Here is a 13,752-nt window from a genome sequence, read left to right on the forward strand (position 1 = left end):
ATTCGATTCCCTTGGACTGCGCCAGAGGTGGAGAGCAGCTCTCTGATTCAGCCCCCATGACCTGCCATTGAAAATTTCTTCCAGATTGGATTAGAGAGCAATAGGAGCGCATGGTGGACCTGCAATAGTTTTGACGTTTCCTCAACCGCGGAGCTGGAGCTCTGATGGCCGGAGCAGGGGCTCCGTTAACGCCATGTGTTTGCCTGGCGCTCAGGCGTTACGCTCACGCTCCTCCAATATTGTCACAGGTCGGTCCCATTGGATGAGCACGACACAGCCGGTGTCGCTCCAGACCGAGTGCTCGCTGCCAGGGGCGTTGACGATGTAGCTGCCGCGGCCGTAATCGCCGGCTTCATCCGATTGCACTCCGTCGAGCACGAGAATGGTTTCCAGCCCCTGGTGCCGATGGCGGGGAACGCCGGCGCCGGCTTCGTATTTCAGGAGCGCCACGCCGGGCTGGTCGCCCTCGAAGGGCCGGATCCAGTGGATCGTCACCTGATCGCGGAAAGGTCCGAACTCCAGATCCTTCCAGCCGCCCGAGGTCAGCAGCTCGCGGGTCGTTTCAGGCATGGGCGATGCTCTCCAATATGTCGTCGACATGGGCCGTCCAGCCGACGATTGCGCCTTGGGCGCGGATCATGGCGATGGCTGCAGCCTTGAACTCCGGAAAATAGCTTTCCGTCGCCTCCACCGCGAGCAGGCATTCATAGCCGCGGTCGTTCGCCTCACGCATTGTCGTCTGCACGCAGACCTCCGTCGTCACGCCGGCAAACACCAGCTGCTTCATGCGCTTCTGCTGCAATACCTCGCCGAGCTGGGTTGCGTAAAAGGCGCCTTTGCCCGGCTTTTCAATCACGACTTCACCCTTGACCGGCGCAAGTTCCGGCAAGATCGCGGTACCGGGCTCGCCGGCGATGAGGACACGGCCCATGGGGCCTTCGTCGCCGATCCTGAGTGTGGGATTGCCGCGGTCGCGTTTTGCCGGTGGCAGATCCGAAAGATCGGGCCTGTGGCATTCCATCGTGTGGATGACCGGCAATCCGGCGTATCGGAAGCCCTGGATCAAGCGTTTGACATCGGGAACGATCCTGGTGATGCGGCTGACGTCATTGCCGAGGCTGGCGCCAAAGCCGCCGGGCTCGGCGAAATCACGCTGCATGTCGATAACGATAAGCGCGAGCTGGTCATGCTTCACCGGAAAGGCGAAGGGTTCTGCCTTGATCTCCGCCATCAGTGATGCCCCGCCATATGGGCGCCGATCACGCCGATGTCGGCCGAACGCGCCGGTGTCTCGTAGACCAGCCTGCCTTCGGAGATGACCATGATGCGGTCGGACATCTCCAGCAACTCGTCGAGGTCCTCGGAAAGCAGCAAGACCGCAGTGCCGGAATTGCGCGCCTTCATGATGCGGGCGCGGATTTCGGCGACGGCCGAGAAATCGAGACCGAAGCAGGGGTTGGAAACGATCAGCAGGTCCACCTCGCCGGTGAGCTCGCGGGCGAGCACCGCGCGCTGCACATTACCGCCCGAAAGTGCCGCGATCGGCGATGAGGCGGAAGCGGTCTTCACCTTGAAGTCGGAAATCAGCGCCGTGGCGCGCTTCTTCATCTCGCCCTTGTTCAGCCAGATCGCGTTCTTGCCGCCCGTTTTCAGGTCGAAAGTGCGGAAGGCGAGGTTTTCGCTGACGGTCATTTTCGGAGCGCAGGCATTCTGCAGTGGCTCCTCCGGGATGAAGCGCACATTGTTCTTGCGGGTCTCGCGACGTGTTGCGCTATAAGCCGCGCCTTTGACGCTGACACGGCCGATATTGGTCGGCCGCTGGCCGGCAAGGATTTCCGTCAGTTCCTTCTGCCCATTGCCCGATATGCCGGCGATACCGACGATCTCGCCGGCGCGCACCATGAGATTGTCGATCTCGATGGTTTTGAGTCCGGACCGATCCGGCGCTTTGACCTGCGCCACTTCGAGGACCGGCTTTGCGGTTTCCGGGACGGGGACGCGGGCATCGAGTTCGGCGAGTTTGACGTCGCCAATCATCATCGCCGCCATCTCGGCTGTGGAAACTTCGCCGACTTTTCCAGTGCCGACAAGCTTGCCGCGCCGCAGGATCGAGACGGCATCGGCAAATTTCGCCACCTCGGGGAACTTGTGGGAGATCATCAGCACGGTCAGCTCGCCACGCTGCGTCATCGCGCGCACGAGGCCGAGCATCTCATCGGCTTCTGCGGGCGTCAGCACCGAGGTCGGCTCGTCGAGAACCAGGAAGGAGCGGCCGAGATAGAGCTGTTTGACGATTTCGAGCTTCTGCTTCTCGCCGGCGGCAAGCTCGCTCACCGGCCGGTCAAGCGGGATCTTGAAGGGCATTCGCTCCATGAAGGCTGCAAGATCCTTCCGCTCCTTCGCCCAATTGATGATAGCGGGGACTTCGGCCCGGCTGATGACGAGGTTTTCGGCACCCGTTAGCGAAGCAACCAGCGTAAAATGCTGATAGACCATGCCCAGGCCATAGGTCGCAGCGTCCTTGGGCGAGGCGATCGCCACTTCGCGACCATCGACGGAGAGCGAGCCCGATGTCGCGTGATAGAAACCCATGATGCATTTGACGAGCGTCGACTTGCCGGCGCCGTTTTCGCCGAGCAGGGCATGGAAGCTGCCCGCAGGCACCTTGATCGAGACATGCTCGAGCGCGGTGAAGCTGCCGAAGCGCATCGTCATGTCGATCGTGTCGATGCCGACGGCCCTGCCGGCTTGCGGGAGTGGCGTGTCGCGGATCGTGCTCATCGCAGCTGGCTCACGAGCGTTTCGGAATTGGAGACGGAGCCGAAGACGCCACCCTGCATCTTCACCATTTTGATGGCGGCGAGGTGGTTGCCGTAATCGGTCGCGCCGCAGCAATCTTCCAGCAGCAGGCATTCGAAGCCGCGGTCGTTGGCCTCGCGCATGGTCGTGGAGACGCAGACGTCGGTGGTGATGCCGGTCAGGATGATGTTCTCGATGCGCTTCTGATTGAGGATCAGCTCCAGGTCGGTGGCGCAGAAAGAACCCTTGCCGGGCTTGTCGATGATCGTCTCGCCTTCGATCGGATAGAGTTCCGGAATGATGTCCCAGCCTGGTTCGCCGCGTGTGAGGATGCGCCCGCACGGGCCTGGATCGCCGATGCCGGCGCCGATGCGCTGTGAACGCCAGCGTTTGTTGGCCGGCAGGTCGGCGAGATCGGGCCGATGACCCTCGCGGGTGTGAATGATGTGATAGCCCTTGGCGCGCATGGCGGCCAGCACGCGTTTGATCGGCCCGATGGGCGCCTGAACCAGCGACAGGTCGTAACCCATGTGATCGACATAGCCGCCCTTGCCACAGAAATCGGTCTGCATATCGATGATGATGAGGGCCGTATTGTCCGGCCGCAAGGCGCCGTTATAGGGCCAGGGATAGGGATCGGCGTCGATATAATGTCCTTTGGTCTCGACCATGGCGTCCATCGGCTTCTTCTCCTATTTGCCCGCAAGTTTGAATGTTTTGCCGTCGCGGTTGGACCGCTGTGGTCCTTTCGATGCGCCGAGGCTGGACGTCAGCTGCTCCCTCGTCATTTTGTCAGCGACAGCGCGCCCGGCGCACCGGCAAGCGAGCGTGTCGGCGAGGAGGTCGCGATCATGATGATAAGGGTGAGCACGTAGGGCGCGGCGTAGAAGAGATAGTAGCCGTGGGTCACGCCGATAGATTGCAGTGCCGGACCGAGCGCACCTGCGCCGCCGAAGAGCAGGGATGCCAGGAAGCAGCCGATCGGGTTCCAGCGCGCGAAGATGACGAGCGCCACGGCCATCAGGCCCTGGCCTGACGAAATACCCTCGTTCCAGGAGCCGGGATAATAGAGCGAGAGATATGCGCCGCCGATCGCCGCCAGCGAGCCGCCCGCGGCGGTGGCCAGCAGACGCACTCGATCCGGGTTGATGCCCATAGCGCGGGCTGCATCCGTGCTGTCGCCGACGACGCGCAGGATGAGACCCACCCGCGTATTCATGAAACCCCACCGGAGCGCGAAGGCAAGCAAGGCGCCGAGGATGAAGAGCACATTGATGTTCAGCGCGGCCTGCATCTGCGGCAGGCTCGACCAGAAGCCGAACGGGATGGACGGCAGATGCGGCGCCACCGGCTGGATGAAGGATTTGCCGAGGAAGAAGGCGAGGCCCAGGCCGAACTGCATCATGGCGATGCCGATCGCAATGTCGTTCACCTTCGGCCATTTGCAGATCCAGCCGTGAACGAGACCGAACGTGGCTCCGGTCGCCATGGCGGCAAGCACGCCGAGCCAGGGCGAATTGCTCATGACGGCGACGGCGTAGGCCGTCATCGCGCCGAAGACGAGCGTACCTTCCAGGCCGAGATTGATGCGGCCGGAGCGCTCGGTGATCGTCTCGCCGAGGCTGACGAAGATGAAGGGGGTGGAAACGCGGATGGCGCCCGCCAGGATCGCGAGTGGCACGCCCCAGATGCCGATGCCCGTCTCATCCATCAGAGGCTCCTTTTCCAGAGGTCGGGATTGAAGATCCTGAGGCGCCCGTAGAAGGTCTCGCAGAAGAGGATGACGATGAAGAGCGTGCCCTGCAGCACTAATACGGTGGCATCGGGCAGGCCCATGCGGCGCTGGATCAGGCCGCCCGAGGCCTCTATGCCACCGAGCAGGATCGCAACGGGGATGATCGCCAGCGGATTGTGTCGGGCGAGGAAGGCGACGAGGATGCCGGTATAGCCGTAACCGGCGGCGAGCGAGGCATTGGCGCTGCCCTGGACGGCGGCGACCTCGATCATGCCGGCAAGACCGGCGAAACTACCGGCGATCGCTGTGAAGCCGGCAATCAGCCTGCCGACCGGCAAGCCCTGGATCTGGGCGGCGCGCACGTTACCGCCAGCGATGCGCGCGGCAAAACCGTAGCTCGTAACCTCGATCAGGATCCAGGAGAAGATGCAGGCGAGGATGCCGATGACGAGGCCCCAATGCACATCCATGCCGGAAATGTTGCCGAGCATGTAGTCGGCCGGTAACGGCCTGGTCGAGGGCTTGTTCAGACTGGCGGGGTCGCGCAGCGGCCCTTCCACGAACTGGTTCATCAGGGCGATGGCAATATAGGAAAGCAGCAACGAGGAGATGGTCTCGTTGACGCCGCGGTAGTGGCGCAGGAAGCCGGCAAAGCCGATCCAGACGCCGCCGACGACCATGGCGGCCATCGCCATCAGAATGAGAGTGGGAAATACAGGGACAGAGTTCACAAGCGGCATGGCCATGGCGGCGGCAGCAACGCCGCCCAGCACGACCGCTCCTTCCCCGCCAATGATGACGAGGCCGAGGCGGGCGGGCAGGGCGACGCAGAGTGCCGTCAGGAGAAGGGGTGCGGCACGGCTTAAGCTGTTTTGTACCGAAAACCAGCTGCCGAAGCCGCCGGTGTACATGAGGTGGAAGAGCATGGCCGGCGATTTGCCGATCGCCAGGATGAAGAGGGAAAAGAGCCCGAGCCCGATCAGGATGGCGGCAAGGCCGATGATGACGGGTTCGGCCCTGCGCGCCATCCATTCGAACAGCGGACGCAGCGAGGCGCGGTTGCCGGAGACGACTGGTATTGCGGGGTCATCGGCCTGAACGGTCATGGCGCTTCTCCCCTCTCGCGGTTTTACGCCGTCGACCCGACGACACCCTCGACCAGGTAGTTCATGCTTTCAAGCTCGATCGCTTCTTCCGCATAGGCCTTGCCGGCAGCCACGACAGTGTCACCCTTGTTGTCCTTCAGCGGCCCCTTGAAGACCGAGAAGCCGCCCTTCATCATGTCGGCATGGGTCGCTTCGAACGCCTTGCGGCCTGCCTCGGAAACGCCGGGGCCGAGCGCGCTCATCTTCACGAAGCCGTCCTTCAGGCCGCCACGCATGAAGTTGCCGAGCTTTTCGCCGGCCTGCGCCTTCTTGACGAAGTCGCCATAGACATTGCCCCAGGCCCATTCGGCGCCGGTGAGATATTTCTCCGGCGCAAGCGGGCTCTGGTTGGCGTGGTAGCCGCAGACGAAGGCGCCGCGGCCGGCGGCCGTTTCGACCACCACCTTCGGGCTGTCGACATGGCAGGTGATGACATCGGCGCCCTGGTCGACCAGCGCGTTGGTGGCCTCCGCCTCCTTGACGGCGAGCGACCACTCGCCGGTGAAAATCACCTGACAGGTGATACCAGGATCGACCGCGCGCGCGCCAAGGAGGAATGCGTTGATATTCTGCAGGACCTGCGGGATCGGCTTGGCGGCGACGAAGCCGATCTTCTTGCTCTTCGTCGCATGGCCGGCGGCGATGCCATTCAGATATTGCCCCTGGAAAATATAACCGAAATAGGAGCCGGTATTGGCCGGGTGCTTGCCCTCCTGCCACATCCCGCCGCAATGCCGGAACTGGATATCGGGATACTTGGCGGCCATGGCCAGCATGTGTGGATCGAAATAGCCGAAGGAGGTCGGGAAGAGCAGGGCGGAGCCATCGAGATTGATCATCGATTCCATCGTCTTCTGCACGTCGACCGTTTCAGGCACGTTCTCTTCTTCGACGACGGTGATGCCAGGCATCGCCTTGATGGCAGCAGCCCCCTCGGCGTGCGCCTGGTTGTAGCCATAGTCATCCTTGGGGCCGACATAGATGAAGCCGACAGTGAGAGCCGTCTGCGCAAATGCGCGCGAGGAGAGGAGACCGGGCGCCGCGCCGACGAGCGTGGCGGCGGCGGAAGCCTGAAGAAAATGGCGGCGTTTCATGGAAAGGAGTCTGGTCATCGAAATGCTCCCCTGACGGCGGTTCTGCCGGTTTTAATTGGTTACAGGAAAGTGTATGCAATGGTCATGCCAGATTTTATTCTATTGATTTCATGAATGAAATTTTTCTGTCTGCAGACGGAATGCAAGAAGTGCATGCAATTTCACTTGGCATACGATGAAAAAATATGCATCGCCTATAAAATTGTCCGACACCGCCGTCGCTGGGCTTAAAATGCTGATTAAGCCCTCGGTGAAAATGCATTTTTGCGAGTGTCATCAGTAATATATACTGATGTTTGACTTGGCCTGAGTTAGCGGGCATGTGTATGCAATCCTAGCAATGTAGAATCAGTCCTTGAAGCAAGTCAGGCGCAGAGAAATCATCAGGGCAGGGACGACCGTCGAGCAGATGGTGCGGGCGATCGCCGACATGATCGTCACCGGGCAGATGCTGCCCGGCGAGAAGCTTGATGAAGTCTCGCTCGCTGCTCGTTTCGAAGTCTCGCGCACACCGGTGCGCGAGGCGCTCCGTGAACTTGGGGCGATGGGGCTTGTCGACCGAGAGCCGAACCGCAGCGCCGTCGTCACCACCGTGACCGAAACCTATCTGCATTCGATGTTCGAGGCGATGGCGGAACTCGAAGCGATCTGCGCCAGGCTCTCGGCCGAGCGCATGACAGTCGATGAGCGGCGCACGCTGGAGCTGGAACACAAGGCATCGATGAAGCTGGTGCATACCGGCGCGGAAGAGGACTATGCGGCGCACAATACCGAATTCCATTCCCGCCTTTATCGCGGCGCGCATAATGATCATATCTACGAGACGGTGACGCAGACACGGGCACGGCTCGCACCCTTTCGACGAGCGCAGTTTCGGCTGCCCGGCCGCCTGGCAAAATCCTACGAGGAGCATGGCCGGATCGTAATTGCGATCATGCGAGCGGACGGTACTGCTGCCGCACAGGCAGCCTATTCCCATGTGGAGATGGTCAGCGATGCGAGCGCGGTCTTTGCCGCAACCGGCGAGCCGAGCGCGCGAAGCACCTGACATCACGCGCGGTCCGTCCGCGACAAGGCGAAAGCCCCGGCGGCCGCAGCCGCCGCGGCTGCCTTTGCATTTACTCCGCAGCCTCGATGAAGCGATGGCGTTCATAGAGGAACTTCAGCACGGCTTCGCGGCATTTCAGATATGTCCGGTCGGAGGCGAGTTCGATGCGATGGCGGGGACGAGGCATCGTTACATCGAGTACTTCGCCGATGCGGGCCGCCGGGCCGTTGGTCATCATCACGATGCGATCGGACAGCAGCACCGCCTCATCGACGTCATGGGTGATCATCACCATCGTGTTGCCAAGCCGGGCATGGATCTCCATCACTGCGTCCTGAAGATGGGCGCGGGTCAGCGCATCGAGCGCGCCGAAGGGCTCGTCGAGCAGCAGGATCTTCGGCTCCATCGAAAGCGCACGCGCAATGCCGACGCGCTGTTTCATGCCCCCTGATATTTCCGAAGGCCGCTTGTCTCTCGCATGCGCCATCTGTACGAGATCGAGATTGGCCATGACCCAGTCGTGCCGCTCGGCCTTGGTCTTTGTTCTGCCGAAGACCTTGGAGACGGCGAGATTGACGTTCTCGTAGACCGTCAGCCAGGGCAGCAGCGAGTGGTTCTGGAAGACGACGGCACGTTCCGGACCCGGTTCGTTGACCTCGCGGTTTTCAAGCAGCACGGCGCCTGACGAAACCGGGGTCAGGCCGGCAATGAGGTTGAGCAGGGTCGACTTGCCGCAGCCGGAATGGCCGATGATCGAGACGAATTCACCCTCTGAGATCGTCAGGTTGATGTCCTTCAGCACCTCGGCGCGAACGCCGCCCCGATCGAAATGTTTATCGATATGGTCGAGTTTGAGATAGGCGTTCATAGATGCGCTCCTCAGCTGGCCATGGCGCCGCGGGTGACGAGTTTGCCGAGCGCTGCCACCAGCTTGTCGAGGGCGAAGCCAACGATGCCGATATAGGCGAGCGCGACGATGATGTCTGGAAGGCGCGACGAGTTCCAGGCGTCCCAGATGAAGAAGCCGATGCCGACGCCGCCGGTCAGCATTTCGGCCGCGACGATCGCGAGCCAGGAAAGGCCGACGCCGATTCTGAGGCCGGTGAAGATATAGGGCGCTGCCGAAGGCAGCATGATCTTCCAGAAAAATTCGAGCTGGTTGAGACGCAGCACCTCGGCGACGTTGCGGTAGTCCTGTGGAATGTTGCGGACGCCAACGGCGGTGTTGATGATGACAGGCCAGATCGAGGTGATGAAGATCACGAAGATCGCAGAAGGACTGGAATCCTGGAAGGCTGCGAGCGACAGCGGCAGCCAGGCGAGCGGCGGGACCGTGCGCAGCACCTGAAAGATCGGATCTAGGCCGCGCATCGCCCAGACCGACTGGCCGATGATCGCACCGATGATGACGCCGGCGACCGCGGCAAGACCGAAACCATAAGCGACGCGCTGCAGCGAAACGAGCACGCGCCAGCCGAGCCCGATATCTTGGGGACCGTAGTTGAAGAAGGGATAGGCGATCAGATCATAGCTCTCCTGCCAGACCTGATGCGGCGAGGGCAAAGATGCATCCGCCGAGGAACACAGCACCTGCCAGACGAGCAGAACGAGCGCGAGAACGGCAATCGGCGGAACGACATTGCAAACTGCGGTCAACCCCGCCTGTCGAAGGTTGAACCGCGAGCCATGTTTGCCGGAAAACGGCACGATCTTTGCTGCCGGTTGGGCGGAGGCGACCGGGGAGGGATTTTGTTTATTTGCCAGGGCGGACATCGACGCGCTCCTCACAGGAATGAAAGGCCGGCGCACCGATGGCGCGCCGGAGGCGGGGTCAGGCGACGGCCTTGATCGAAAGGCTGTCGAGATAGGCGGAGGGGTTTTCGGGGTCGAAGACCTTGCCGTCGAAGAAGGTTTCCTTGCCGCGGGAAGACGATGCGGGAATATCGGCTGCAGCGACGCCGAGATCCTTGGCGGCCTCGCGCCAGATGTCTTCGCGGTTCACCTGGTTGACCAACGCCTTGACATCCGTCGTCGCTGGCAGGTTTCCCCAGCGGATGTTTTCCGTCATGAACCAGCTATCGTGGCTCTTGAACGGATAGGAGGCGCCGTCCTTCCAGAACTTCATATAGAGGTCGGTGGCCTTGACCTCTCGGCCGTTACCATAATTGATGTCGCCCTTGAGGCGGCCGAGCACATCTTTCGTCGGGACGTTGAACCATTGGCGCTTGCCGAGAATGTCGGCCATCTCCGCCTTGTTATCCATGCTTTCGCACCACTGCTGAGCTTCCATCACGGCCATCAGCAGCGCCTTGGCGGCATTGGGATTCTTTTCGATCCACTCGGCGCGCAGCCCCAGCGCCTTTTCGGGATGTCCCTTCCAGAGCTCGCCGGTGGTGGCTGCGGTAAAGCCGATACCCTGGTTGACGAGCTGCTCGTTCCACGGCTCGCCCACACAGAAGACGTCCATGTTGCCGACCTTCATGTTGGCCACCATCTGCGGCGGCGGCACGACGATCGTCGAAACGTCCTTGTTCGGATCGATGCCGCCGGCGGCCAGCCAATAGCGGATCCAGAGGTCGTGGGTACCGCCCGGGAAGGTCATCGCCGCCTTGATTTCCTTGCCTTCGGCCTTCTTCTTCTCGAAGGCCGCCTTCAGCCTCGAGGCATCGAGTTGCACGCCGGTGTCGGCATATTCCTTGGCGACGGAAATGCCCTGGCTGTCGAGGTTGAGCCGGGCCAGGATCGCCATCGGCACCGGCTTGTTGTTCTGCGTCACCTTGCCGGTGTGCATGAGATAGGGAAGCGGCGACAGGATATGCGCGCCGTCGATGCCGTTGGCAGCGCCGCCGAGCACGAGATTGTCGCGGGTCGCGCCCCACGAGGCCTGCTTGGCGACGTCCGTTTCGGGCAGGCCATATTTATCGAAAAGCCCCTTTTCCTTGGCGATAATCAGCGGTGCGGAATCCGTCAGGGCAATGAACCCAAGCTTGACGCCTTTCACCTCAGGACCTGGCCCAGCGGCGAAGGCGCCGGACGGAAAGGCAGTCTTGACGGCGCCGATGAGGGCGGCCGTTGCAGTTGTCTTCAGCATGGTACGGCGGGTGATGCCGGGTTTCGAATTTTTTGTCATGCGCAGGTTCCCTCTGCTGGCTGAATTTGGACACAAAAAAACGCCGCCGGAATGCGTTCACCGGAGGGGAGAACCCCGGATGGCAATCCTTGCGACGTCGGTGTCTTGTGTAAGCGCTTATGTCGCGCCTATCTGCACCGATCGCCGTTGACCGATGCATTGTGAAGGCCTGCAATCAGCGTGCCAATTTCCAAAGCTCGGATAACCTCATGAACAGAATGACGAAATGCCGAAAACAGGAATTGCCTATTTATTGGACGAAGAGAAAATGTGATCATGATTTATGCGTTTGTATTGCGCCTGCATTTGCAACAGCGTTCTATTTGTGCACCGCACACGGTGGCGAAATGGGGAGAAACTCGATATGACACGCTGTACTCTGGTTGGAGCAGGACATGCCGATGAAGAAGACTTTCAATCCGCCCTCTGTCCGCCGTCCGTTCGGTAATTATAATCATGGGCTGCTCGTGCCGCCGGGCGCGTCGCTGCTCGTCACCTCAGGCCAGCTCGGAATTGGTCTCGACGACGAAGTGCCGGAGGAGATCGGCAAACAGGCCGAGCTATGCTTCGAAGCGATCAAGGCCATCCTTGCCGATGCGGAGATGAGTTTTGCGGACGTTATCCGCATTTCCGGGTTCGTGACGAAACGGGAGGATTTCCCAGCCTATATGGCGGTGCGCGATCGCTATACGCTCGACCCGAAGCCCGTCTCGACACTGATCATCGTCGGCGGCTTCACCCGGCCGGATTTCCTTGTCGAAGTCGAGGTCACAGCCGCCAAGATATTATGATGTCCGGCGGCGCGATGCGCTTCAGAACCGTTCCATCGACGTCTTCACCTTCGCCAGAAACCTCTCCCGCGTTTCAGGCGTACAGTTGTTCATGTCGTAATGAGCGAGAAAGGTGACAGGCCGCAGCGGATTGATCTGTGCTCTCAGCACGCGCTTGACGATCTTCTTCGGCGGATTGCCGGCAACGAAGGCGCGGAATGGCGTTGCTCCATAAGTCAGCACCGCGGCAAGCTTCCTGATATGGCGTAGCCGCGATTCCACCTTGCTGTCGACGAGTTCGAAGGAGACGCCCGGTAGCCAGACGCGGTCGAAATAGCCTTTGAGGATCGCCGGGAAACCGAAATTCCAGACCGGCGTCACCAGCACGAGCCCTTCGGCTCGCTTCAGTCGCTCGACATAAGGTTTCACCAGCTCGGTATTGCCGGGATAATCGTGATAGATGAGCCGGTCGTGGCGAGAGAGCACGGGATCGAAATTCTCGGCATAGAGATCGCAGGCATCCACCTCGTGGCCGGCCTTGCGCAGGCTTTCCAGCGACTGTTGGTAGAGCGCCTTGCCGTAGCTTTCCTCCACCGGGTGCGAATGCAGCACAAGAACCCTCATCAGGCCTCCATGACGCTTGCAAGCCCTGGGAAGAGATAGTTCTTGCCGGCATCGAAATCGAAGTCTGGGTTCTCCCAGGCGATCATCTTGCCGGGGTTGAGCAACCCCTTGGGATCGGTTTCGTGTTTGAAGGCGAGCTGCACCTTGTCGGTGCGCTTCATGCCGCCTTCCTCCAGCGTGTAACGGTGCGGATTGAAGATCGGGCAGCCGTGATCCTGGTGGATCTTGATAATCTCCTCGAGCCGCGCCTCACTAGTGTAGCGTACCAGCGGCAGGCCGGAGCACTGGATCTGCCCGTCGAACCGAATGAATTCGAGATGACCAGGGACCTCGTCGCCGAAGATTTCCACCATTTTGGCGACCTTGGCGACGTGATCTGGTCCCGGGTACTGGACCTGCAGATAGGTGAAGCCGGGATCGACCTTCAGCGCCCGCAGCGTCGTGTGGTTCCAGGCAAGCTCATAGGCATGCGGAATACCCTTCATGCTCTCGACCTTGTCGGAGCGGAAGATGACCTCGCCCTTGTGGGCCGAGGTGAAGGCGAGAAAGGCATCTATCGCATGCGGCGCGATCATCAACACCACCACCGACTGGCCCTTGCGGATATAGGGCTTGTGGCGAGTGAAATAGTCGTGCGGAATGGGCGCCGCGATCGGCGCGATCTCTTTGACGAGGATGCCGTTGCATTTGGCAAGCGCATCCGAAAAGCGCACGCACGCCATGAAGTCATCGTAACCGACGAGAACGTCGACCCAGTCATAGGCAGGCGCGAGCGGCATCTCGATTTCGGTTATGATCCCGTTGGTGCCGTATGCATGGCTGACTTTCTGCAGGTCCCAGCCGGTGAGATCGAGCACGCGCGGCTCGGCTTCCATGGTGACGACGCGCAGGCGCAGAATGTTGCCGAGATCGCGCAAGCCACCCCAGGTGATCGAGCCGACGCCGCCGGAGCCGCCGGCGATAAAGCCGCCGACGGTCGCCATTTGCGCCGTCGAGGGATGGAACCGCAGCTCCTGGCCGGAATGGGCCTTGGTCTGCTTGTCGAGCTGGGCAATGATGATGCCGGGCTCGCAGATTACTCGGCCGGGATGGATCTCCTTGATCTTGTCCATGGCCGCAAGGTTCAGCACGATCCCGCCGGAGAGCGGCATCGCCTGGCCGTAATTGCCGGTGCCGCCGCCGCGGGGCGTGACCGGCACGCCGTGGGCGAAGGCGACCTTCAGCGTCCGGATGACATCGTCTTCGTTTTTCGGCGTGACGACGAGATCGGCCGTCACATTGTCGAGCTGCGCTTTCAGTATTGGCGAATACCAGTAAAAATCGCGGCTCTTCTGGCGCACCAGCGCCGGATTGTCTTCGATGGCGATGCCCTCGAGTTCTTGTCTGATCGTTTGATAATCCGGCATG

14 protein-coding genes are annotated in these 13,752 nt (G+C 61.1%); 2 read left to right on the forward strand and 12 right to left on the reverse strand.

The genetic code is table 11. The features are described from left to right. Positions 1-210: 210 nt before the first annotated feature. From ATY29_RS16665 to ATY29_RS16695, 7 genes are all read right to left on the reverse strand, one after another. Positions 211-570, reverse strand: a complete 360-nt coding sequence (locus tag ATY29_RS16665) for a cupin domain-containing protein (RefSeq protein WP_097536966.1) — start codon at positions 568-570, stop codon at positions 211-213. Then, positions 563-1,231 carry a cysteine hydrolase family protein gene (locus tag ATY29_RS16670; protein WP_097536967.1) on the reverse strand — a complete coding sequence of 223 codons (669 nt, stop codon included), beginning with the start codon at positions 1,229-1,231 and terminating at the stop codon, positions 563-565. Before ATY29_RS16670 ends, ATY29_RS16665 begins: the two co-directional genes overlap by 8 nt. Next, positions 1,231-2,781, reverse strand: coding sequence for an ABC transporter ATP-binding protein (locus ATY29_RS16675; protein ID WP_097536968.1), 1,551 nt, complete (start codon positions 2,779-2,781; stop codon positions 1,231-1,233). The genes ATY29_RS16670 and ATY29_RS16675 overlap by 1 nt, the downstream gene beginning before the upstream one ends. Next, positions 2,778-3,479 (reverse strand): biuret amidohydrolase, encoded by a 702-nt coding sequence (biuH, locus tag ATY29_RS16680; protein WP_025418539.1) that lies wholly within the window; start codon positions 3,477-3,479, stop codon positions 2,778-2,780. The genes ATY29_RS16675 and biuH overlap by 4 nt, the downstream gene beginning before the upstream one ends. A 104-nt stretch (positions 3,480-3,583) precedes the next feature. Further along, positions 3,584-4,510: an ABC transporter permease gene (locus ATY29_RS16685; protein WP_025418540.1), complete on the reverse strand. Its 927-nt coding sequence runs from the start codon at positions 4,508-4,510 to the stop codon at positions 3,584-3,586. Continuing rightward, complete coding sequence (locus tag ATY29_RS16690; RefSeq protein ID WP_003568583.1) at positions 4,510-5,640, reverse strand: ABC transporter permease; 1,131 nt, start codon at positions 5,638-5,640, stop codon at positions 4,510-4,512. Before ATY29_RS16690 ends, ATY29_RS16685 begins: the two co-directional genes overlap by 1 nt. Positions 5,641-5,663: 23 nt before the next feature. Further along, positions 5,664-6,791, reverse strand: coding sequence for a BMP family ABC transporter substrate-binding protein (locus tag ATY29_RS16695; RefSeq protein WP_097536969.1), 1,128 nt, complete (start codon positions 6,789-6,791; stop codon positions 5,664-5,666). Positions 6,792-7,128: 337 nt separating this feature from the next. On the opposite strand from ATY29_RS16695, the gene ATY29_RS16700 reads away from it, so the two are divergent. Continuing rightward, positions 7,129-7,821: a GntR family transcriptional regulator gene (locus ATY29_RS16700; protein ID WP_003568585.1), complete on the forward strand. Its 693-nt coding sequence runs from the start codon at positions 7,129-7,131 to the stop codon at positions 7,819-7,821. Positions 7,822-7,891: 70 nt separating this feature from the next. On the opposite strand, the gene ATY29_RS16705 is transcribed toward ATY29_RS16700, so the two are convergent. Genes ATY29_RS16705 through ATY29_RS16715 form a run of 3 tightly spaced genes read right to left on the reverse strand, consistent with a single transcriptional unit; the run spans position 7,892 to position 10,951 of the window. Further along, complete coding sequence (locus tag ATY29_RS16705) at positions 7,892-8,689, reverse strand: ABC transporter ATP-binding protein (protein WP_003568586.1); 798 nt, start codon at positions 8,687-8,689, stop codon at positions 7,892-7,894. Between the two features lie 11 nt (positions 8,690-8,700). Then, on the reverse strand, positions 8,701-9,594 hold the full coding sequence (gene ntrB / locus ATY29_RS16710; protein WP_097536970.1) for a nitrate ABC transporter permease: 894 nt from the start codon (positions 9,592-9,594) through the stop codon (positions 8,701-8,703). Positions 9,595-9,652: 58 nt separating this feature from the next. Then, a complete protein-coding gene (locus ATY29_RS16715) occupies positions 9,653-10,951 on the reverse strand; it encodes a CmpA/NrtA family ABC transporter substrate-binding protein (protein ID WP_097536971.1) in 1,299 nt (432 codons plus the stop codon). A gap of 401 nt (positions 10,952-11,352) precedes the next feature. Here ATY29_RS16715 and ATY29_RS16720 point away from each other — a divergent pair, with 401 nt between their 5' ends. Beyond that, positions 11,353-11,742 (forward strand): RidA family protein, encoded by a 390-nt coding sequence (locus ATY29_RS16720; RefSeq protein WP_025418544.1) that lies wholly within the window; start codon positions 11,353-11,355, stop codon positions 11,740-11,742. A gap of 21 nt (positions 11,743-11,763) precedes the next feature. Here ATY29_RS16720 and ATY29_RS16725 read toward each other — a convergent pair whose 3' ends face one another. Further along, the gene (locus ATY29_RS16725) at positions 11,764-12,345 is read right to left on the reverse strand and encodes an NAD(P)H-dependent oxidoreductase (RefSeq protein WP_003568590.1); all 582 of its coding nucleotides are present in this window, start codon (positions 12,343-12,345) and stop codon (positions 11,764-11,766) included. Next, positions 12,345-13,751 carry an FAD-binding oxidoreductase gene (locus ATY29_RS16730; protein WP_097536972.1) on the reverse strand — a complete coding sequence of 469 codons (1,407 nt, stop codon included), beginning with the start codon at positions 13,749-13,751 and terminating at the stop codon, positions 12,345-12,347. The genes ATY29_RS16725 and ATY29_RS16730 overlap by 1 nt, the downstream gene beginning before the upstream one ends. Position 13,752: the final 1 nt, after the last annotated feature.

The organism is Rhizobium hidalgonense (assembly GCF_002914525.1).
Lineage (GTDB): Bacteria > Pseudomonadota > Alphaproteobacteria > Rhizobiales > Rhizobiaceae > Rhizobium > Rhizobium hidalgonense.